General features: G+C 66.8%; 23 protein-coding genes and 2 tRNA genes. 12 read left to right on the top strand and 13 right to left on the bottom strand.

Translation table 11 applies throughout. The features are described from left to right. Positions 1-16: 16 nt before the first annotated feature. Both LTA6_RS16390 and LTA6_RS16385 read right to left on the bottom strand, forming a co-directional pair. On the bottom strand, positions 17-1,822 hold the full coding sequence (locus tag LTA6_RS16390; protein WP_407358279.1) for a DEAD/DEAH box helicase: 1,806 nt from the start codon (positions 1,820-1,822) through the stop codon (positions 17-19). Positions 1,823-1,868: 46 nt separating this feature from the next. Beyond that, positions 1,869-3,569 (bottom strand): long-chain-fatty-acid--CoA ligase, encoded by a 1,701-nt coding sequence (locus tag LTA6_RS16385; protein WP_341974928.1) that lies wholly within the window; start codon positions 3,567-3,569, stop codon positions 1,869-1,871. 57 nt (positions 3,570-3,626) lie between these two features. Here LTA6_RS16385 and gatC point away from each other — a divergent pair, with 57 nt between their 5' ends. The 6 genes from gatC (at position 3,627) to LTA6_RS16355 (ending at position 9,227) form a co-directional block, all read left to right on the top strand. Then, a complete protein-coding gene (gene gatC, locus LTA6_RS16380; RefSeq protein WP_341974927.1) occupies positions 3,627-3,926 on the top strand; it encodes an Asp-tRNA(Asn)/Glu-tRNA(Gln) amidotransferase subunit GatC in 300 nt (99 codons plus the stop codon). Continuing rightward, positions 3,923-5,440 (top strand): Asp-tRNA(Asn)/Glu-tRNA(Gln) amidotransferase subunit GatA, encoded by a 1,518-nt coding sequence (gene gatA / locus LTA6_RS16375; RefSeq protein ID WP_341974926.1) that lies wholly within the window; start codon positions 3,923-3,925, stop codon positions 5,438-5,440. Before gatC ends, gatA begins: the two co-directional genes overlap by 4 nt. Then, positions 5,440-6,963 carry an Asp-tRNA(Asn)/Glu-tRNA(Gln) amidotransferase subunit GatB gene (gene gatB, locus LTA6_RS16370; protein ID WP_407358278.1) on the top strand — a complete coding sequence of 508 codons (1,524 nt, stop codon included), beginning with the start codon at positions 5,440-5,442 and terminating at the stop codon, positions 6,961-6,963. The genes gatA and gatB overlap by 1 nt, the downstream gene beginning before the upstream one ends. 72 nt (positions 6,964-7,035) lie before the next feature. Then, entirely contained in the window at positions 7,036-8,292 is a 1,257-nt protein-coding gene (dinB, locus tag LTA6_RS16365) for a DNA polymerase IV (protein WP_407358277.1), read from the top strand. 37 nt (positions 8,293-8,329) lie between these two features. Further along, a complete protein-coding gene (locus LTA6_RS16360) occupies positions 8,330-8,662 on the top strand; it encodes a hypothetical protein (protein ID WP_341974923.1) in 333 nt (110 codons plus the stop codon). Further along, entirely contained in the window at positions 8,646-9,227 is a 582-nt protein-coding gene (locus LTA6_RS16355) for a hypothetical protein (protein ID WP_341974922.1), read from the top strand. Before LTA6_RS16360 ends, LTA6_RS16355 begins: the two co-directional genes overlap by 17 nt. 16 nt (positions 9,228-9,243) lie before the next feature. On the opposite strand, the gene LTA6_RS16350 is transcribed toward LTA6_RS16355, so the two are convergent. From LTA6_RS16350 to orn, 6 genes are all read right to left on the bottom strand, one after another. Continuing rightward, on the bottom strand, positions 9,244-9,735 hold the full coding sequence (locus LTA6_RS16350) for a DUF2017 family protein (RefSeq protein WP_407358276.1): 492 nt from the start codon (positions 9,733-9,735) through the stop codon (positions 9,244-9,246). Beyond that, positions 9,732-10,034 (bottom strand): ATP-dependent Clp protease adapter ClpS, encoded by a 303-nt coding sequence (gene clpS, locus LTA6_RS16345; protein ID WP_341974920.1) that lies wholly within the window; start codon positions 10,032-10,034, stop codon positions 9,732-9,734. Before clpS ends, LTA6_RS16350 begins: the two co-directional genes overlap by 4 nt. After that, complete coding sequence (locus LTA6_RS16340) at positions 10,025-10,372, bottom strand: metallopeptidase family protein (protein ID WP_407358275.1); 348 nt, start codon at positions 10,370-10,372, stop codon at positions 10,025-10,027. Before LTA6_RS16340 ends, clpS begins: the two co-directional genes overlap by 10 nt. Positions 10,373-10,411: 39 nt before the next feature. Then, positions 10,412-11,038 (bottom strand): LysE family transporter, encoded by a 627-nt coding sequence (locus LTA6_RS16335; protein ID WP_407358274.1) that lies wholly within the window; start codon positions 11,036-11,038, stop codon positions 10,412-10,414. Positions 11,039-11,138: 100 nt separating this feature from the next. Then, positions 11,139-11,214, bottom strand: a tRNA-His gene (locus tag LTA6_RS16330). A 36-nt stretch (positions 11,215-11,250) separates the two neighbouring features. Beyond that, entirely contained in the window at positions 11,251-11,877 is a 627-nt protein-coding gene (orn, locus tag LTA6_RS16325; RefSeq protein WP_341974917.1) for an oligoribonuclease, read from the bottom strand. A 60-nt stretch (positions 11,878-11,937) separates the two neighbouring features. Between orn and LTA6_RS16320 the strand changes: the two genes are divergently transcribed. Then, a tRNA-Arg gene (locus LTA6_RS16320) sits at positions 11,938-12,010 on the top strand. A 24-nt stretch (positions 12,011-12,034) separates the two neighbouring features. Here LTA6_RS16320 and LTA6_RS16315 read toward each other — a convergent pair. Then, positions 12,035-12,304, bottom strand: a complete 270-nt coding sequence (locus tag LTA6_RS16315; RefSeq protein WP_341974916.1) for a hypothetical protein — start codon at positions 12,302-12,304, stop codon at positions 12,035-12,037. Between the two features lie 208 nt (positions 12,305-12,512). Here LTA6_RS16315 and ssb point away from each other — a divergent pair, with 208 nt between their 5' ends. The 4 genes from ssb (at position 12,513) to LTA6_RS16295 (ending at position 15,924) form a co-directional block, all read left to right on the top strand. Then, positions 12,513-13,037 (top strand): single-stranded DNA-binding protein, encoded by a 525-nt coding sequence (gene ssb / locus LTA6_RS16310; RefSeq protein WP_363546557.1) that lies wholly within the window; start codon positions 12,513-12,515, stop codon positions 13,035-13,037. A gap of 95 nt (positions 13,038-13,132) precedes the next feature. Next, a complete protein-coding gene (locus tag LTA6_RS16305) occupies positions 13,133-13,627 on the top strand; it encodes a DUF6993 domain-containing protein (protein WP_407358273.1) in 495 nt (164 codons plus the stop codon). 118 nt (positions 13,628-13,745) lie between these two features. Beyond that, positions 13,746-15,425 (top strand): energy-dependent translational throttle protein EttA, encoded by a 1,680-nt coding sequence (ettA, locus tag LTA6_RS16300; RefSeq protein ID WP_341974913.1) that lies wholly within the window; start codon positions 13,746-13,748, stop codon positions 15,423-15,425. Then, positions 15,418-15,924: a thioesterase family protein gene (locus tag LTA6_RS16295; protein WP_363546562.1), complete on the top strand. Its 507-nt coding sequence runs from the start codon at positions 15,418-15,420 to the stop codon at positions 15,922-15,924. The genes ettA and LTA6_RS16295 overlap by 8 nt, the downstream gene beginning before the upstream one ends. Positions 15,925-15,936: 12 nt before the next feature. Here LTA6_RS16295 and LTA6_RS16290 read toward each other — a convergent pair whose 3' ends face one another. Beyond that, positions 15,937-16,824, bottom strand: a complete 888-nt coding sequence (locus LTA6_RS16290; RefSeq protein ID WP_407358272.1) for an acyl-CoA thioesterase — start codon at positions 16,822-16,824, stop codon at positions 15,937-15,939. A 51-nt stretch (positions 16,825-16,875) separates the two neighbouring features. Between LTA6_RS16290 and LTA6_RS16285 the strand changes: the two genes are divergently transcribed. Beyond that, positions 16,876-17,541, top strand: coding sequence for a hypothetical protein (locus LTA6_RS16285; RefSeq protein WP_341974910.1), 666 nt, complete (start codon positions 16,876-16,878; stop codon positions 17,539-17,541). Between the two features lie 72 nt (positions 17,542-17,613). Here LTA6_RS16285 and LTA6_RS16280 read toward each other — a convergent pair whose 3' ends face one another. From LTA6_RS16280 to LTA6_RS16270, 3 genes are read right to left on the bottom strand one after another with little or no spacing between them, the layout of a single operon-like run. After that, positions 17,614-19,278, bottom strand: coding sequence for an FAD-binding dehydrogenase (locus LTA6_RS16280; protein ID WP_407358271.1), 1,665 nt, complete (start codon positions 19,276-19,278; stop codon positions 17,614-17,616). Next, positions 19,275-19,724, bottom strand: coding sequence for a globin (locus LTA6_RS16275; RefSeq protein ID WP_407358270.1), 450 nt, complete (start codon positions 19,722-19,724; stop codon positions 19,275-19,277). Before LTA6_RS16275 ends, LTA6_RS16280 begins: the two co-directional genes overlap by 4 nt. Beyond that, entirely contained in the window at positions 19,721-20,797 is a 1,077-nt protein-coding gene (locus LTA6_RS16270; protein WP_407358269.1) for a mechanosensitive ion channel family protein, read from the bottom strand. Before LTA6_RS16270 ends, LTA6_RS16275 begins: the two co-directional genes overlap by 4 nt. Positions 20,798-20,847 lie beyond the last annotated feature (50 nt).

Raw genomic sequence — 20,847 nt, 5'->3', positions numbered from 1 at the left:
CTACTGGTGTTGCGGCTCAGCCCTTGTGGCGGGGCTTGCGGAACGGCCGCTCTTCGCGGTCACCGGTACGCGGGCCACGGTCGTCGTCATCGCGCGATCGGCGTCCGGGAGCACCACGGTCGGCCTTGATCTCGATCAGGCGGCCGGAGATGCGGGTGTCGCGCAGCTTCTCGAGCACCGACGGATCCATGTTCGCGGGAAGCTCGACGGTCGAGAAGTCGGGACGGATGTTGATCACGCCGAAGTCGTCGCGGCCGAGGCCGCCCTCGTTCGCCAGCGCGCCGACGATCTGGCGGGGCTCGACGCGGTGACGACGGCCGACCTCGATGCGGTACGGCGTGTAGTCGCCGCGTCCACGACGGTCGGTGCGCGGTTCGCGGTCGGTGCGCGGAGCACGCGTGCCACCGGCGGAGTCGCGTGCAGGACGGTTGTCAGCGGCCACGGCCTTCGACAGCGGGTCGTGCGCCGGGTCCAGCAGCAGCGGCGTCGCGCCCTGGGCGACCACGGCGAGGGCAGCGGCGACGTCGCCCTCAGGAACGTCGTGGTTGCGCACGTAGTGCGCGACGATGTCGCGGAACCCGTCGATCCGAGCGGTCTCCGAAAGTGCGGCCGTGATCGCGTCGTCGAAGCGCGCGAGGCGGGTCGTGTTGACGTCCTCCGTGCTCGGGAGCTGCATCTGGGTCGGCTGCTGACGCGTCGCCTTCTCGATGCTCTTGAGCAGGTAGCGCTCGCGCGGTGTGATGAAGCTGATCGCATCGCCCTTGCGGCCGGCGCGGCCGGTACGGCCGATGCGGTGCACGTACGATTCGGTGTCGGTGGGGATGTCGAAGTTCACGACGTGGCTGATGCGCTCCACGTCGAGGCCACGGGCGGCGACATCGGTGGCGACGAGGATGTCGAGCTTGCCATCCTTCAGCTGGTTCACCGTGCGCTCGCGCTGCACCTGCGCCACGTCGCCGTTGATGGCGGCGGCGGAATAGCCACGGGCGCGCAGCTTCTCGGCGAGCGTCTCGGTCTCGTTCTTGGTGCGAACGAACACGATCATCCCCTCGAAGTTCTCTACCTCGAGGATGCGGGTGAGCGCGTCGACCTTCTGCGCGTACGACACCACGAGGTAGCGCTGCGTGATGTTCGTGCCGGTCGCCGTCTTCGACTTGATGCTGATCTCTTCGGGATCACGCAGGTACTGCTGCGCCAGACGGCGGATCTGCGGCGGCATGGTCGCCGAGAACAGGGCGACCTGCTTCTCCTTGGGCGTCTGCGCCAGGATCTGCTCGACGTCTTCTGCGAAGCCCATCTTCAGCATCTCGTCGGCCTCGTCGAGCACCAGGTACTTCAGTTCCGAGAGGTCCAGGGTGCCCTTGGCGAGGTGATCCATGATGCGACCGGGGGTGCCGACGATCACGTGCACGCCGCGCCGAAGCGCCGAAAGCTGCACGCCGTAGCCCTGTCCGCCGTAGACGGGCAGCACGTGCACGCCCTTCATCTTCGCGGCGTACGACTCGAACGCCTCGCACACCTGCAGCGCGAGCTCGCGCGTGGGGGCCAGCACCAGCGCCTGCGGGGTCTTCTGAGAGATATCGAGGTTTTCCAGCACGGGCAGTGCGAACGCCGCCGTCTTGCCGGTTCCGGTCTGCGCCATACCGACCACATCGCGACCGGCGAGCAGTGTCGGAATCGTCGCGGCCTGGATGGGGGACGGCGTCTCATAGCCGAGGTCGCGGACCGCTCTGAGGACGGGGCCGGTCAGGCCGAGTTCCTCGAATCCGGGAGTTTCAGGGGTTTCGGGGGCATCAGCGTTCACAGCGTCTTCAGGAGTCACTAACCAAAGGTAGCGCTTTCGCGAGGTTCGCACCTGTGAAGACGGCTCAGGAGCCGGTGGTGAGGGCGACGAGTTTCTCCTTCACCTGCCGCCGCAGCACCTTTCCGATCAGCGACTTCGGAAGCTCATCGACGACGAACACGCGCCGCGGCACCTTGTAAGGGGTGAGGATGCCGCGAGCGAACTCGCGGATCGCCTCCACGTCGACGTCCGAGGTGCTGTCGAGGACGATCGCCGCGACGACCTCCTCGCCGGAGTGCTCACTGGGCAATCCGACGACGGCTGCGTCGAGCACGTGCGGATGCTGACGCAGTGCGTTCTCCACCTCGGTGGGAGCGACGTTGAAGCCTCCGGTGATGATGAGCTCCTTGATCCGGTCGACGACGCGGATGAAGCCGCCCTCGTCCACCGTGACGATGTCGCCGGTGCGGAACCAGCCATCGACGAAGACCGCCTCCGTCTCCTCCGGCTTGCCGTAGTACCCGGAGAACACCTGCGGACCGCGAACGATCAGCTCGCCTGCCGATCCGGTCGGGACGTCGACGGTCGGGTTGCCCGGATCGACGACGCGGCACTCGGTGCCGGGGAGCGGGAGTCCGACGGTGCCCGGAACGCGGTTCTCCGCCACCGGATTGGCCATCAGTACCGGCGAGCACTCGCTGAGCCCGTAGCCCTCGACGAGGTAGCCGTGCGTCGCAGCCTCGAAGGGGACCACGAGTTCGTGCGGAAGCGCCATCGCGCCGGAAATCGCCACCTCGATTCCGTCGAGCGAAACGCCCTTGGCCTTCGCCGTAGCCAGAAGGCGGTCGGCGATCGGCGGCACCAGGGGCAGGAAGGTCGCCGGATGCTTCTTCATGACGTCGAGGACAAGATCCGGGGCGAACTTCGGGAAGAGCACCAGGCGGGCACCCATCGACATCGCGAAGGTGAGACACAGGGTGAGCCCGTAGGCGTGGAACATCGGCAGTACCGCGTAGACGACGCAGCCCTTGCCTCGTTGGATCGACGGCACCCAAGCCTGCGCCTGCGCGGCGTTGGAGAGCAGATTGCGATGGGTGAGGGAGGCGCCCTTCGGAGTGCCGGTGGTACCAGAGGTGTACTGGATGATCGCGAGATCGTCCGTCCCCGGCTGCGGGTGCGATGACGGGATCGGGGCGGATGCCACCAGCGCATCCCAGGTCACGGTGCCGCGCACCTTCTCGGTCAGGGCAGCGCGAGATTCGCGCGCCTTGGCGACCGGCAGACGCAGCGCGACGCGCGTGAGGAACGGCATCGCCCGGGTGACGTCGACCGAGATTAGGTTCGACACGACGAGGTCGGCAGGGAACTCCTGCAGCGTGGAGACGATCTTGTTCCACACGATCGCGTGCTTGGCTCCGTGGTCCTCGAACTGCTTGCGCAGCTCGCGCGGGGTGTACAACGGGTTGTGTTCGACGACCACGGCGCCGAGTCGCAGCACGGCGTAGAACGCGACGATGTGCTGCGGGCAATTCGGCAACACGATGGCCACCGGGTCTCCGGCGCGCACGCCGAGATCGCGCAGTCCGGATGCCGCTCGATCGATCGCGTCCTGCAGCTCGGCGTAGGTCGTCTCCCTGCCGAAGAACTGGAGGGCAGGGGCATCCGGATAGTCCCGTGCGGATGCCGAGACGATGTCGACGAGAGAGCCGTCGACGGGGGAGAGATCTTCCGGAACGCCGGCGGCGTAGCTTCGGATCCAGGGGCGCGGAGGCTGGAACGTCGTCACCCGCCCAGCATAAGCCGGGCGCGAGGGGCGGCGAGAAGCGACGCCTAGACTAGAGGCGTGTCTGAAATCACCCCTGATCTTGTGCGCCATCTCGGCGTGCTCGCGCGCATCCAGCTCAACGACGACGAGGTGACGCTGCTCACCGGCCAGCTCGACGCCATCGTCGACAACATCGCGAAGGTGTCCGAGGTCGCGACCGCCGACATCGTCGCGACGAGCCACCCGATCCCGCTGAGCAACGTCTTCCGTCCCGATGTCGTCGGGCAGCCGCTCACGCACGAGCAGGTGCTCCAGAACGCACCGGATCAGGCCGACGGCCGCTTCCGCGTCACCGCGATCCTGGGAGAAGAGCAGTGAGCGACATCATCCGCCTGACCGCAGCCGAGCTCGCCGACAAGCTCGCCTCGCGTGAGATCTCCAGTGTCGAGGCGACGCAGGCGCACCTCGACCGCATCGCCGCGGTAGATGGCGACGTCCATGCGTTCCTGCACATCAACGCACACGCGCTCGACGCTGCAGCCGCCGTCGACGCACAGCGCGCAGCCGGCGAGAAGCTCGGCCCCATCGCCGGTGTCCCGCTCGCGATCAAGGACGTCCTGGTCACGACGGATCAGCCGACGACCAGTGGCTCCCGGATCCTCGAGGGCTATCGCTCGCCGTACGACGCCACCGTCGTCGCGCGTTCCCGTGCCGCCGGACTCATTCCGCTCGGCAAGACGAACATGGACGAATTCGCGATGGGCTCGTCCACCGAGCACTCGGCGTACGGCCCCACACGCAACCCCTGGGATCTCGACCGGATTCCCGGCGGTTCCGGCGGCGGTTCCGCAGCGGCAGTCGCCGCGTTCGAGGCACCGCTCGCGCTCGGTTCGGACACCGGCGGATCGATCCGTCAGCCGGCGCACGTGACCGGAACCGTGGGCGTGAAGCCCACCTACGGCGGTGTCAGCCGCTACGGCGCCATCGCACTCGCATCCAGCCTCGACCAGGTCGGACCCGTGACCCGCACGGTGCTCGACGCCGGACTCCTGCACGATGCGATCGGCGGACACGACCCCAAGGACTCGACCTCGCTGCGCGACGTCTGGCCGTCATTCGCGGAGGCCGCCCGCGAGGGCGCTCGCGGCGACGTGCTCAAGGGCCTCAAGGTCGGCGTCATCCGCGAGCTGCCGGACAGCGGGTTCCAGCCCGGTGTTGCGGCATCCTTCCGCGCATCCCTCGCGCTGATGGAGGCGCAAGGAGCCGAGATCGTCGAGATCGGAGCCCCGCACTTCGAATTCGGCGTTGCCGCGTACTACCTGATCCTCCCGGCGGAGGCCTCCAGCAACCTGGCGAAGTTCGATTCCGTTCGATTCGGGCTGCGCGTCACGCCCGACGGCAACCCCACGGTCGAAGACGTCATGTCGGCAACCCGCGACGCCGGATTCGGCGACGAGGTCAAGCGCCGCATCATCCTCGGCACTTATGCGCTGTCGGCCGGCTATTACGACGCCTACTACGGCAGCGCGCAGAAGGTGCGGACGCTCATCCAGCAGGACTTCGCGAACGCGTTCGCCGATGTTGACGTCATCGCGACGCCCTCGGCACCGACCACGGCGTTCAAGATCGGTGAGCAGATCGACGACCCGCTGAAGATGTACCTGAACGACATCACGACGATTCCGGTGAACCTCGCCGGTGTTCCCGGCATCTCGATTCCTTCGGGCCTCGCCTCTGAGGACGGTCTGCCCGTCGGTATCCAGTTCATCGCTCCGGCACGCGAGGACGCCCGCCTGTACAAGGTCGGCGCCGCGCTCGAAGCAGTACTGCTCGACTCCTGGGGCGGGCCGCTCCTGGATCGTGCACCCCAGCTCATGGGAGGAACCCGCTGATGGCTGCCGCCAAGCTCATGGACTTCGACAAGGCGCTCGAGCTGTTCGAGCCGGTACTCGGCTTCGAGGTGCACGTCGAACTCAACACGAACACGAAGATGTTCTCGGATGCGCCGAACCCGGCCAACGAGCTCTACCACGCGGCCGAGCCGAACACGCTCATCGCGCCGGTCGACCTCGGCCTTCCCGGCTCGCTGCCGGTCGTGAACGAGACGGCGATCCGTTCGTCGATCAGCCTCGGTCTCGCTCTCGGCTGCTCGATCGCCGAATCGAGCCGCTTCGCGCGGAAGAACTACTTCTACCCCGACCTGGGCAAGAACTACCAGATCTCGCAGTACGACGAGCCCATCGCATTCGAGGGCTCGGTCGAGGTCGAGCTCGAGGACGGCACGATCGTGCAGATCCCGATCGAGCGCGCGCACATGGAGGAGGATGCCGGCAAGCTCACCCACATGGGTGGAGCGACCGGCCGGATCCAGGGCGCCGAATACTCGCTCGTCGACTACAACCGTGCCGGCGTGCCGCTCGTCGAGATCGTCACGAAGACGATCTTCGGCACGGAGCACCGCGCTCCAGAGGTCGCGAAGGCCTACGTCGCGACGATCCGTGACATCGTCCGAAGCCTCGGCATCTCGGAGGCCCGCCTCGAGCGTGGCAACCTGCGCTGCGACGCGAACGTGTCGCTGCGTCCGCGCGGTGTCGAGAAGCTCGGCACCCGCACCGAGACGAAGAACGTCAACTCGATGCGCTCGGTCGAACGTGCCGTCAGGTATGAGATCCAGCGCCAGGCGCAGATCCTCGCCGACGGGGGGACGATCACCCAGGAGACGCGGCACTGGCACGAGGACACCGGTGCGACGTCGCCCGGGCGTCCGAAGTCGGATGCCGACGACTATCGCTATTTCCCGGAGCCCGACCTGCTGCCCGTGCAGCCGGCTGCAGAACTGATCGAGGAGCTGCGCGCGCAACTGCCGGAGCAGCCCGTCGCCCGTCGGCGTCGTCTGATGACCGAGTGGGGCTTCACGGATCTCGAGTTCCAGGACGTCCGCAACGGAGGCCTGCTCGACGTCGTCGAGGCGACGATCGCCTCGGGCGCGACTCCGGCAGCTGCCCGTAAGTGGTGGACCGGCGAGATCTCCCGCCTGGCGAATGCCCAGGAGCGGGACGCCGCCGAGTTGGTCGGTCCTGCTGATGTCGCTGCTCTTCAGAAGCTCGTCGAGGCGGGCACCCTGACCGACAAGCTCGCCCGCCAGGTGCTCGAGGGCGTCATCGCCGGTGAAGGGACGCCGCAGCAGGTCGTCGACGCGCGCGGTCTCGCGGTGGTCTCCGACGATGGCGCGCTGATCGCTGCGATCGACGAGGCTCTGGCCAGCCAACCGGATGTCATGGCGAAGATCCGCGACGGCAAGGTGCAGGCCGCCGGCGCCGTCATCGGCGCGGTCATGAAGGCGATGAAGGGCCAAGCGGACGCCGCTCGCGTGCGCGAACTCGTTCTCGCTCGCGCCAGCGAGCCCGAGGCGTAAGCCGGTCGCGGGGGCGCCGCAGGAGTCCGTTCCCCCGGACCTCGTGTCCGAGGTCCGGGGGAGAATGGGCGCATGGGACACGGTGACGGCAGAGGGCGCATCGTCTCTTCCGACGGTGCCGATGACAGCGGCACCCGCATCCTCCATGTCGACATGGACGCGTTCTACGCAGCCGTCGAGGTGCTGGATGATCCATCCCTGCGGGGCCTGCCGCTGATCATCGGCGCTCCGGATGGACGCTCCGTCGTCTCCAGTGCCTCCTACGAGGCCCGGCGCTACGGTGTGCACGCGGCGATGCCGGTGTCTCAGGCGCTGCGGTTGTGCCCGTCGGCCCGCATCGTCCTGCCGCATTTCCACCGCTATCAGGAGGTCTCCCGTCAGGTGATGGCGATTTTCGAATCGTTCACGCCGCTCGTCGAGCCCTTGTCCGTGGACGAGGCGTTCCTCGACGTGCAGGGGGTGCGCAGACTGTGGGGGAGCCCCGCACGTATCGCCCAGCTCATCCGGGAGCGCGTGCAGGCAGAGGTGGGGATCACCTGCAGCGTCGGGGTCGCGGCGACGAAGCATGTGGCGAAGATGGCGTCCACGATCGCGAAGCCGGACGGCATGCTGGTGGTTTCTGCCGCCGACACCCTGGACTTCTTGGCGCCCCGCCCGGTGCGGGCGATGTGGGGCGTGGGGCCCAAGGCGGCGGAGGCGCTGGAGGGACGCGGCATCCGCACCATCGGCGACATCCGTGAGGCGCCTCAGGAGATGCTCGATCGCGCGGTGGGCGCAGCACTGAGTGCGCGTCTGACCCAGTTGGCGCGTGGCGAAGACGCGCGACTCATCGAGACGGAGCGCGTGGAGAAGAGCGTCGGGCACGAGGAGACCTTCGATCAGGACATCATCGACCGGGTATTCCTCCGCGCCGAGCTGCTGCGGCTTGCCGATCGCGTTGCGGCGCGGCTGCGGCGCGCGGGCTGGGAGACGGGAACGGTGGCGATCAAGATCCGTTTCGACGACTTCCGCACACTGAGCAGGTCCCAGACCCTCCCAGAACCCACTGCCGTCGGCCAGCGGATCGGCGAGGCCGCCCAGGCGCTCTTCGAACAGATCGAACGCCGCGATCCGGTCCGCCTCGTCGGTGTGCGGGCCGAAAATCTCCGCCCGGCCGGGGGTGGGCGGTTGGGTCTCTGGGATGACGACGAGGACTGGCGGCGCGTCGAGGGTGCAGTCGATGACGCCGTCGCGCGTTTCGGCAATTCCACGATCACGAGGGCTCGGCACGTCGGCCGTGGTGAAGGCCGCGGTACAGCTCGGCATCCGAAAGCCCACGGATTGGATTGACGTTCCGCGCAGCGCGGTCGTGGGTTAGCGTGGGTTCATGCCCAACATCGCACTTGAACTCGGGAAGAACGCCGGCTCGTTCGGCGTGAACAGCGCCTACGGGAACACTCAGACCGTCGACGGAGCGGAATTCACGCCTGTCGCACTGACCTGCACGGGGTTCGGCGGTGGGTCGGGCGGTGCCGAAGGCGCGGCAGAGGGAGAGGGCGGCGGAGGCGGCGGAATCGCAATCCCGCTCGGTGTCTACGTCCGTCGTGAAGAGGGCCTGCGCTTCGAGCCCAACTTCGTTTCGTTGTTGGCCGTCGCGATCCCCTTCGTCTGGGTGGCAGGACGGGCCATCACCCGCATCATCCGTGCACTCAAGAAGTGACGACCCGGTCGCCGCTGCCCTCGAGCATGCGGCGGCGCTGATCGCGGACGACGTGAGGACGTTGGCTGCAGCCAACCCCGTCGTGCTGATCGACGGATGCAGTGGCGCAGGCAAGACTTCGCTGGCGCAGCGGCTGCTCGGCCGGTGGCCGGTGGCAGGCCGCGTTCAGCTGATCGCTCTGGACTCGATCTATCCGGGATGGGATGGTCTCGATGCCGGAGTCGAGCGGGCGGAGGAGTGGATTCTTCGACCGCACGGTCGAGGTCTCCTCGGCACCTGGCGACGGTGGGACTGGGAGCAGGGAACGGAAGCCGAGAGCCACGCCGTCGACCCTGCGCTGGGCGTCATCATCGAGGGCAGCGGATCCCTCACGCCCACGACCGCGAGACTCGCCGACGTTCGGGTATGGGTGGAGGCTCCCGATCATTCACGCAAGTCGCGGGCACTTCGGCGAGACGGTGAAACCTACCGACCGCATTGGGATCGGTGGGCAGCCCAGGAACGTCGCCATGTCGAGCGCGATGCGCCGAGGGCGCTCGCGACGCGGGTCGTCGAGATCCCCTGACTTCGGGCTCGCGACCTCAGTCGCGGTCGTCCGCTGCCTGGATCAGGCCTTCCAGTCGATACCCGAGCCAGGCGTAGACGTCGAATCGCGGGTCCTCAGGGTCGTACTGATCATCGTCCGTGATCTCGAGGCGGGACGCGATCACGAGACGCAGAGCGGTGAGCGTGCGCAGCCAGGCGTCGATGTCGGCATCGGGAATGATGACTTCTCGATGAGCGAGCGCCTGTTCCTCGGTGAGCGCTTCCACGGCGACGTCGAATCCGTCGAGCGCCGACCGGACCGTCGCCGCATCTGCGGCCCTGCGGTCGAGGATGTCGTCTCGGGTGCTGTCGGCGAAGGCGAGTGATGCCTCGGCGTCTTCCGGATAGGCGTTCGGGGTCAGGCGGCCGATCGCCGGATCGCTCGTGTCGCGGGCGACGCCGACGAGTTCTCCGAAGTCAACGACGAGTCTGGAGAGCTGGACCCCCTCGAGCCGGGCGATGGACAGGTGCACGGATCGGTCCGTCACAGCGGGGCCTTTCGAACAGTCGCCCACAGGCCGTAGTCGTGCATCGCCTGGGCGTGCACCTCCATGGTCTCGCGCGGGCCGGTCGCGACGATCGCGTGCCCGTCATTGTGCACTGCCAGCATGAGCGCGGTCGCCCGATCAGCGGAGTATCCGAAGTACGTCCGGAACACGCGGACGACATAGCTCATCAGATTCACGGGGTCGTTCCACACGACGACCTGCCAGGGCTCCATCGGCGCGGCGAAGAGATCGGTGGTTTCAGCCAGATCCGGCGTGATCAGCGGCAGGCTCATGCCCATCCCAATTCATGCAGCTGCTCGTCGTCGATGCCGTAGAAATGCGCGATCTCGTGCACCAGTGTGGTGTGCACTTCGTCGCGGAGATGATCTTCGTCGTCGCACGCTGCCAGGTGAGACTCCCGGTACACGATGATGCGGTCGGGAAGTTCGCCCATCCCGTACTGGGTGCGTTCGGTGAGAGCCAGGCCGTCGTAGAGACCGAGAAGGTCGAGGCGGCCGTCCTCTGGCCGATCCTCGACGACGAAGACGACATTCTCGAGCCCGTCCACCATGTCGTCGGGCAGGCGGTCGAGCTCGTCGATGACGAGTTCTTCGAAGGCTGCAGCGTCCATGTCCATCGCAGCCCAGCCTATGGGGAGACACGCGCTCTGAAGTCGTCAGTGCATGAAGACGAGCAATGCGGCGACGGCGATGAACAGGGCGCCGAACACGCTGTTGAGCGTTCGCTGACCGCGGGGGGATCGTGTGAGGCGGCGGAATGGTCGGGCAGCGGTGGCGAAGAAGCCCCACATCACGATCACGTCGACGATGATCACGGTGCTGATCAGCGCGAGGTACTGGGGGAGAGGCGGTTCATCCAGTCGGACGAACTGCGGGATGAAGGCGAGGAAGAACACGATCGCCTTGGGATTGAGGAGATTCACCCAGAATCCGCGTCGGATCATCGACCAGCGGCCTTCCCGGGTGACGAGCACCGCAGCCTCGTCGTCGGGGACGACCGGGCGGGCGAGGATGAGCCGGATGCCGAGGTACACCAGATACGCGGCGCCCGCGTAGCGGATCGCATTGAACAGGACCTCGGAGCTGGAGACGATGAGGCCGACGCCGGCGGCGACGATCACGACATGCACGACGAGTGCGAGTTGCTGTCCGATGACACCCCAGATCGAGCGACGCCAGCCCTGGTTGAGGGCATTCGACATCGTGTTGATCGCACCGGCGCCGGGAGTGAAGCTGATGACCACACAGGCGGTGAGCAGGGAGAGCCAGACCGTCAACGACACTTCGACAGTCTAGGGTCGTGCCAGAGTCCGACCTTGCCTCGCCCGCGCCTGCTGAACACAGAAGAGGCCCGAACCTGACGGTTCGGGCCTCTTTCGTGATTGGGGTGGCTAACGGGGCTCGAACCCGCGACCCCCGCGACCACAACGCGGTGCTCTACCAACTGAGCTATAGCCACCATGTGCCTTCCGGAGAAGGCAACCAGACGATTCTATTACACGTTCGGGGCGAACTCCGACACGGTGCGCGATGCGATGTCGCGAGCCTGATCGCTGGAGGGTCCGGGTTCGGCGACGAAGACGGCCTCGCGGTAGTACCGCAGCTCTCTGATCGACTCGAGGATGTCGGCGAGGGCGCGGTGGCCGCCGTCTTTCGTCGGGGCCTGGAAGAACACGCGCGGATACCAGCGTCGGGAGAGTTCCTTGATGCTGGAGACGTCGACGTTACGGTAGTGCAGCCAATTGTCGATCTGCGGCATGTACTTCGCGAGGAACATCCGGTCGGTGCCGATCGTGTTGCCGGCGAGCGGAGCTTTGCGCTCCAACGGAACGAATCGCTTGATGTAGGCGAGGGTCTGCGCCTCGGCATCGGCGAGGGAGACGCCGAGCGGAATCTCCTCGATCAGGCCGGACGATTCATGCATCTTCGTCACGAAGTCGTTCATGTTCTCAAGCGCCGCGTCGCTCGGTTTGATCACGATCTGGAACCCCGGATCGATCGGCTCGAGCTCGAAATCGGTGATGACCACCGCGATCTCGACGAGCTCATCGACCTGAAGATCGAGGCCCGTCATCTCGCAGTCGATCCAGACGAGTCGATCATTTTCGGACGCAGATACCATGAGGCCATCCTATCGACGGCGCAGACATCGGCCTTCGGAGCGCGGTACGGTATTTGTGCCGCCTCCGTAGCTCAGGGGATAGAGCAGGAGCCTTCTAATCTCTTGGTCGCAGGTTCGAATCCTGCCGGGGGCACCCACGGCCGACTGCGTTCACAGCTCATGCGTTGCGCAGCGCCGCGACCGCATCGTCGGGTCGCCAGAACTCGCCGACGATGCGAAACGTGCCGGTGGCGAGATGCAGCCGTTCTGCTCGATAGCGAAGGCCGAGCGGGTCGGCGACGATGCGCAGGTGACCGAGAACGCGACCGGCCCCATCTTGCACTCGCCACAGGTGGTCGGCGGCCCGGACGAGCTTCTCTCGGGCGGAGGCGAGCCGGGGCGTCGCATACGGGACCTCGGGCAGGGACGTGATCAGGTTGTCGGACATCGGAATCTCCTTTCTGGTTCGAACATATGAGCGACCACCGACATTCGCGCTGCGCGTGCTCCGATGCGCCCGGGCGACTCCTTCTGCACGATTCCGTCGCGGTGAGGAAGAGTGCACAGATCCCGGTCCTGGCCGGTTCCGATCTCTCTGGTCAGGAGCATCCTGGAGCGATCCGGGCGACCGACCCGGGACGCAGAGGAGAAGGAAAATGACTGACACTTTGACGATCGTGGGCAACGTCGCCACCGACCCGGTGCTGGGGCGCACGCCCAGTGGCATCCCCGTGACGAACTTCCGCGTCGCGAGTTCCCAGCGACGGTTCGACAACGCGACTCAGCAATGGGTCGAGACCAGCACGAACTGGTACTCGATCGCGGCCTTCCGTCAGCTGGCGGAGCACGCGAAGGCGTCGCTGCGCTCGGGGGACAGTGTGATCGTGACCGGACGCCTGAAGATCCGCAACTGGGAGGCCAACGGCAAGCACGGAACAAGCGTCGATATCGACGCCGACACCATCGGCCACGACCTGCGCTGGGGGACCGCCGCGTATGCTCGCGCCGCGCGTTCCACGCCTGTCGAAAACAGGGAGCCGATCGGCGTCGACGCGGCGGACGGACCGGAAGAAGCCGCGACCGACGTCGATCCGGACGAGGCGATGGCGCTCAGCGCTGCCGTGTGGACGACTCCGGACGCGGCGCCGGAACTGGCGGATGCCGACACGACACCCTTCTGAGAGACCGCGAGCACCCCTGGCTCTGCGGCCCGGAGAAGGACCGCACCGACGATCGTGACGCTCGGCCGTCGGAGCACGACCCGTAGACTCGAATCGTGCTCCGACGACCGAACGCTCCTGCTTCGCGAACGATCCGGGGAGCGGTGATCGCAGCGGCGCTGGCGATACTGCTCACCGCGTGCACGACGACACCGAATCCGTCGAGCAGCCCCGAGCCCACCGACAGTGCGACAGGGACTCCGCCGCAGGAGCCTCCGGTGTACGATCCGGCGGGCACGGCGGAGGCCAACCTGCCGATCTTCACGTCGATCACGCAGCAGGTCTGGGGATCCGACGAACGCGCGTCCGGACGTGCGTATATCGACGCGCTTGCGACAGCCGGGTTCGACCGCTCGTTCATGCAGGTCACGCCGGACCAGACGACCGTCGGCAACGCCGCGGAGAGCCTGCAGTTCTCGGTGCGCTGGGGTGATGCGCATTGCCTGGTCGGACAGGTGGGGCCGTCGACCGGCGAGCCCGTCACCGCGGTCATGGCTCAACTCGCCGAAGGGCGCTGTCTCGTCGGGGCAACGCGACCGATCGACTGGTGAGATCCGGCTCGTCGCTGCCGGGTTCTCGCGGGGAGTCGGCTGTGCACCGACGAGGGCGTGCAGCAGAGGCCGGTAAGCTGGAGTGTCGATCTTCGACGACATAGAAGGAGCGTTTTCGGTGGCAGAGTACATCTACTCCATGGTCCGTGCCCGCAAGGCGGTGGGCGAGAAGCTCATCCTCGATGACGTGACGATGGCGTTCCTCCCCGGCGCGAAGATCGGCATGGTCGGCCCGAACGGCGCCGGTAAGTCGACGATCCTGAAGATCATGGCGGGCCTCGACACCCCCTCCAACGGCGAGGCGAAGCTCTCACCGGGATTCACCGTCGGCATCCTGATGCAGGAGCCCGAACTCGATGAGTCCAAGACGGTGCTCGAGAACATCCAGGAGGGCATCGCGATCAAGGCGAAGCTGGACCGCTTCAACGAGATCTCCGCGCTGATGGCCGACCCCGACGCCGATTTCGATGCGCTCCTCGCCGAGATGGGCACGCTCCAGGAGGAGATCGACGCCGCAGACGGCTGGGATCTCGATTCGCAGCTCGACCAGGCCATGGATGCCCTGCGCACTCCGCCAGGAGATGCCGCCATCGCGCCGCTCTCCGGTGGTGAAAAGCGCCGCGTCGCCCTTGCCAAGCTGCTGCTGCAGAAGCCTGACCTCCTGCTCCTCGACGAGCCCACCAACCACCTCGACGCGGAGAGCGTGCTCTGGCTCGAGCAGCACCTGCAGGCCTACAAGGGCGCTGTGATCGCGATCACCCACGACCGGTACTTCCTCGACCACGTGGCCGAATGGATCGCTGAGGTCGACCGCGGCCGCCTCATCGGCTACGAGGGCAACTACTCGACCTACCTCGAGAAGAAGGGCGAACGCCTCGAGGTCCAGGGCAAGAAGGACGCCAAGCTCGCGAAGCGCCTCAAGGAAGAGCTGGAGTGGGTGCGCTCCAGCGCGAAGGGCCGCCAGACCAAATCCAAGGCTCGCCTCGCGCGCTACGAGGAGATGGCAACCGAGGCCGAGCGGACGAGGAAGCTCGACTTCGACGAGATCCAGATTCCCGCCGGTCCGCGACTGGGCGGCATCGTCATCGAGGCGAAGAAGCTGAAAAAGGGCTTCGACGGCCGCTCGCTCATCGACGGCCTCAGCTTCAGCCTGCCGCCGAACGGCATCGTCGGCGTCATCGGTCCGAACGGCGTCGGAAAGACCACGCTCTTCAAGACGATCGTCGGCCTGGAGCCGCTCGACGGTGGTGACCTCAAGATCGGCGAGACCGTCAAGATCAGTTACGTCGACCAGTCACGATCGAACATCGACCCCAACAAGACGCTGTGGGAGGTCGTGTCCGACGGGCTGGACTACATCACGGTCGGCAAGACCGAGATCCCGTCGCGCGCTTATGTCTCGAAGTTCGGCTTCAAGGGGCCGGACCAGCAGAAGAAGGCCGGCGTCCTCTCCGGTGGTGAGCGCAACCGCCTGAACCTCGCCCTCACGCTCAAGGAGGGCGGCAACCTGCTGCTTCTCGATGAGCCGACGAACGACCTCGACGTCGAGACGCTGAGCTCGTTGGAGAACGCGCTGCTCGAGTTCCCCGGCTGTGCCGTGGTCATCACCCACGACCGGTGGTTCCTCGACCGCATCGCCACGCATATCCTCGCCTACGAGGGCACCGACGAGAACCCCGACCAGTGGTACTGGTTCGAGGGGAACTTCGACGCGTACGAGCAGAACAAGGTTGAGCGTCTCGGAGCGGATGCGGCCAAGCCGCACCGCTCGACCCACCGCAAGCTGACCCGTGACTGACCCCCGGTCAGACGCAGCCTCACCGGAAGAGGTGAGGCTGCACATCCCCATCCACCTGCGCTGGGGCGATCTCGACGCCTTCAACCACGTCAACAACACCTCGATGCTCAAGTTGCTCGAGGAGGCGCGCGTACGTGCGTTCTGGCGGGCCGGTCCCGGCGAGGAAGCACCGTCGACGGCAGTGCTGGACTCCGGCATCGACGAGGGCATCCTGACTCTGATCGCGCGCCAGGAGATCGAGTATCTGGCACCCGTGCCCTACCAGCGGCATCCGCTCGAAGTGCAGATGTGGTTCGGCAAGCTCGGCGGGTCCAGTATCGAGGTCTGCTATGAGGTGCATAACGACCCGTCCTTCGCCGAACGAATCGTCTATGCGCGCTCCACGGCGGTCATCGTGCTCGTGGATGCCGGAACCGGTCGGCCGACGCGCCTGAGCGAGGAGATGCGAGACGCCTGGGAGCCGTTCCTCGGGCCGTCGATCGCGTACAACCGACGCTGACCGCGGAACAGGTCAAGGGACCTCGGGCACCCGCACCATGATCTCCTGGGCGACACTCGCGACGAGTGCGCCGTCTTCGGTGTAGATCCGCCCCGTCGCGAGACCGCGCCCGCCTTTGGCGTTCGGAGATTCCTGCACGTAGAGCAGCCATTCGTCGACGCGCGCCGGACGGTGCCACCACATGGCGTGGTCGAGACTCGCCACCTTGAGGCCGGGCAGCGACCAGTAGACGCCATGCGCGCGCAGGATCGACTCCTGAATGGTCATGTCGCTCAAGTACGCCAGGGCCGCCCGGTGAAGTGCCGGATCGTCGGGAAGAGCCGCCCGCATCCGCATCCAGACCCCCTGGTGCGGCACACGTTCGTCGTCGCTCGGAAGGTAGAGAGGCGAATCGACGTGCCGGATGTCGGCTGCCCGCTCCCGAAGCATCCAGACCACCGCTTCCGGGAGGCCGGCGTCACGGTCCTCATCGGGGGAGAGGGAGTCCGGAGACGGCACGCCCTCCGGCATCGGCACCGCGTGCTCGATACCGGGATCGTCGTCCTGGAAAGAAGCGATCATCGAGAAGATCGGAACGCCGTTCTGATAGGCCTGCGAGCGCCGTGTCGAGAACGAACGACCGTCGTGAATCCGGTCGACCGCAATGGTGATGCCCTGCGAGGAATCGCCCGGTCGCAGGAAGTAACCGTGCATCGAGTGCACGGTTCGGTTCTCGGGAAGCGTGCGCTCCGCGGCGATGAGGCTCTGTGCGAGCACCTGGCCGCCGTAGATGCGACCGGTCGGCATCGGGTGCGACGTGCCGGTGAAGATGTCTTCAGTGGTGCGGGCCTGGGTGAAGTCCAGATCAAGCACGTCCAGCAGGCGATCGACGGTCTTCCTCGCGTGCGTGTCCGGGCTCATGTATTCCTCTCCGCGACCGCAGGCGCTGTCTCCGTTGGTAGTTTAGAGGGCGTGCCCCACCATCTCGTTCTCGCTGATCAGGAGACGTCCCGCGACGTACTCACCTTCGTCGGACGGGCCAAGCGGATCTCGGACGAGGGGGTTCGGCTGCAGGCGGCGCACGGCGTGCTGGCCCTGACCGCAGCGGCCCTCGCCCCGCACGGACTCTTCGATCAGACCCCGACGGTCCTCGCGATGCGCATCGTTCACGTCGATCCCGAACTCGAGTGCGACATCGTCGTGGACTCGCTCTCCGAATCCGACCTCGCACAAGCGCTGGAACTCCCGGAGACTGGTCTCTCACCGGCTTGGGCCGGTATCGCGCCGCCGCGCAGCGGTTGGGCAGCGTCGACGACGCTTCCGGCATCCGTCATCGCCCAGCGCGCGCAGTGGGGCATCTCCGCCGTCGCACGCGGAGCGACGCCGGGATCCGGCGAGGAAGCGGTCCGCGCGTTGCGGGCGGCGATCTGGGGCGAACCGGACGAAGACCTCGCGGGACTTCCGCGAGGGGTCGCGTTCGCGGCGGATGCCTTCGGGTTCATCTCCGGCGATGAGCAGGTGCAGGTGACGCAGTCCGGCCGATGGACGCGGCTGGCCTTCCGACGAGGTCATGTGCTGGCCCGCGGCCCTGTTTCTACGGGTCTCACCGCCGTGAGAGGCACCGGTTCGGCTGCTTAGGCACGCACGGGAGCGGATGCTTTGCCGCTGACGATCCGGACACCGAACCGGTCCGGACCGCAGGCGTGCGTCTCAGCGCGCGGAAGCGCGGCCGGCCTGCCGCCCGGAGAACAGGCACCCGCCGAGGAATGTCCCTTCCAGAGCGCGGTATCCGTGCAGACCGCCACCACCGAAGCCACTTGCCTCGCCTGCCGCGAAAAGACCAGGGATCGGTGCGCCGTCATGGCCGAGGGCGCGTCCGTCGAGGTCTGTCTCGATCCCCCCGAGCGACTTCCGGGTCAGCACGTGCAGCTTGACAGCGATGAGAGGGCCGGCCGCCGGATCCTGCAGCCGATGCGGCGCCGCGGTGCGGATCAGCTTGTCCCCACGGTAGGCGCGCATCGAGCGGAGCATCCCGATCTGGGCGTCTTTCGTGAAGTCGTTCTCCATCTCCCGGTCTCTGGCGAGCACCTCCTGACGGACACGATCGATGTCGAGAGCGTCACCGCCGGGGTGCCGTCGCATCTGTTCGAGCAGGGTCTCCAGGTCGTTCTCGACGATGAAGTCCTCGCCCTCCTCGAGGAACGCCTGCACAGGACCGGTCGGCCCCTTCGCGAGCCGTGACTTGAGCAGCAGCTTCACGTCTTTGCCCGTGAGGTCCGGGTTCTGCTCGCTCCCCGAGAGAGCGAACTCCTTCTCCACGATCTGCCGCGAGGTCACGAACCAGGAATGGTCGTATCCCGTCGTGCGCAGATGAGCCAGCGTTCCGAGTGTGTCGAAGCCGGGGAAGAGCGGTACGGGCAGGCGTGCTCCGGTCGCATCGAGCCACAGCGAGGACGGGCCGGGGAGGATCCGGATGCCGTGGGACGGCCACACCGGATTCCAGTTCGTGATCCCCTCCACGTAGTGCCACATCCGGTCCTCGTTGATGAGGTGCGCCCCGGCTGTCGCACTCACCTCGTGCATCGAACCGTCGACGTACGCGGGAACCCCGGTCAACATGTGGTCGGGCGGCGTGCCCAGTCGAGCAGGCCAGGCGGCGCGGACGAGATCGTGATTGCCGCCGATGCCGCCGGAGGAAACGATCGTCGCACCGGCAGCGATCTCGAAGTCGGCAACGATATCTCGCGACGAAGCGACGCCCCGAGCGACGTCGTCCGGTGCGAGAACGCTGCCACGCGCACCCGTGACCGCCCCGTCCGTGACGACCAACCCGCTCACGCGGTGGCGGGGGAGCACGACGAGGCGGCCCTCGGCCTCGGCCTGTTCGACCCGCGCGAGGAACGGGGCGACGATGCCGGGCCCGGTGCCCCACGTGATGTGGAAGCGGGGGACCGAGTTGCCGGGGCCGAGGGCGCCGTAGCCGCCGCGTTCGGCCCAGCCGACGACCGGGAAGAACGAGACACCGCGCTCGCGCAGCCATGCGCGCTTCTCCTCAGCGGCGAACTCGAGGTAGGCCTGCGCCCAGCGGCGCGGCCATTTGTCTTCCGGCCGGTCGAACGCGGCGTTTCCGAACCAGTCCTGTGCGGCGAGCTCGAGGGAGTCGCGGATGCCCATCCTGCGCTGTTCCGGGGAATCGATGAAGAACAATCCGCCGAACGACCACCAGGCCTGGCCGCCGATGTTCACGCGCGGTTCCTGATCGATGATGATCACACGACGGCCGGCATCGATCGCCTCGCAGGCGGCGACAAGCCCCGCCAGCCCCCAGCCGATGACGAGGACGTCGGCGGACAGGGAGGCGGGGTGGTGCGTCATGTGGTCTCCGTTGAATCCTGACGAGTTCGGGTTTCGAGTGCCGCGCGGCCATCCGACGCGGGACCGATGCCGGACGGCTCGAATGTGTTCACCATGGCATACGCCGCACGCTCGAGGTAGTCCCAGAGCGTGGATTCGTGCAGAGGCGACAACTTCGCCTCGTCCACGGCCGCGCGCATGTGCTTCAGCCAACGATCACGGGCGTCCGGATCGACGTGGAACGGCATGTGGCGCATGCGCAGACGCGGGTGCCCGCGGGTCTCACCGTACGTCGTCGGCCCGCCCCAGTACTGCTCGAGGAAGAGCGTGAGTCGCTCGGCCGCCGGCCCCAGGTCCTCCTCGGGATACATCGGCTTCAGCACCGGATCATCGGCGACACCGCGATAGAACGCGGCGACGATCTTCGCGAAGGTGTCGTGGCCGCCGACCTCGTCGTAGAACGTCATTTCGTGTCCTTGGGCTTGGTTGGTTCTGTCGTCGTGTCCTTCTTGCGCCAGATGCCGCGCGAGACCGTCGGTACACCGGTGACGGCGGTGGGACGCGTCTTCGGCGGATTGGCCCCGCGTACGCGCTGGGCTCCGTCGAGGCCGGTCGGGACGACGGCAGCCATGCTCGGGACGGCGATCTCCTTCTCGGAGAGCGCGGTGCGCAGGCGCTTGCGGAGTTCCTGCGAGACGTCGTCCTTCGCGTTCGCGCGCGCCTTGATCACGACGCGCACGACCAGCGCGTCGCCGCCGATCGACTCCAGGCCCCAGATCTCGGGCTTCTCCACGATGCGCGTGCGCCACTTGGGATCCTTGGCGAGACCCTGCGCCGTCTCGAGCATGGTGTGTTCGACGACATCGAGATCGACATCCGCGGGAACGCCGATGTCGATGATGGCCCGCGCCCACCCCTGCGACAGGTTGCCGATGCGGGTGACCTCGCCGTTGCGCACGTACCACAGGGTGCCATTCACATCGCGGACCTGCGTGATCCGCACGCTGACGTACTCGACCACCCCGGTGGCGAGGCCGAGATCGACCACGTCTCCGATGCCGATCTGGTCCTCGGCGACGATGAAGAGGCCGTTGAAGACGTCCTTGACGATGTTCTGGGCCCCGAAGCCGAGACCCGCGCCGACGGCGGCGGTGAGAAGGGTAAGCGAGCCGATGAGGGTCGGCGCCAGTTCGTTGACGACCAGGGCGACGGCGATCACGACGAGCATCACGTTCACGATGTTCTGCAGGATCGTACCGAGCGTGCGGGTGCGCTGCACGAGGCGCATATCGGCGAGCGGCGATCGTTCGAGAGCCTGGGTGTCGTCGACGGAGGCCTTCGACTTCGCGCTGTCGACGATCCGGTGCACGACGCGCCGGATCACGAGTCGCAGCAGCAGAGCGGCGACCACGCAGCCGACGATGATGGCGGCCAGAGCCAGCGCCTTCAGGCCGACGGCGGTGAGGATGCCGAGCATGTCCTCCCACCAGGCGGGCACGATCTCAGCGGGCGGTTCAGTGGTGTCGAAGGGGATCATCATCACTTCTGATCCTACTGATCGGGCCTCTGCGCAGGCTGGAAGCGCTGCGG

Source organism: Microbacterium sp. LTA6 (genome assembly GCF_045690355.1).
Classification (GTDB): Bacteria; Actinomycetota; Actinomycetes; order Actinomycetales; family Microbacteriaceae; genus Microbacterium.
The sequence above is the reverse complement of the archived record's forward strand: the minus strand, read 5'-3'. Positions and strand labels throughout refer to the sequence as shown.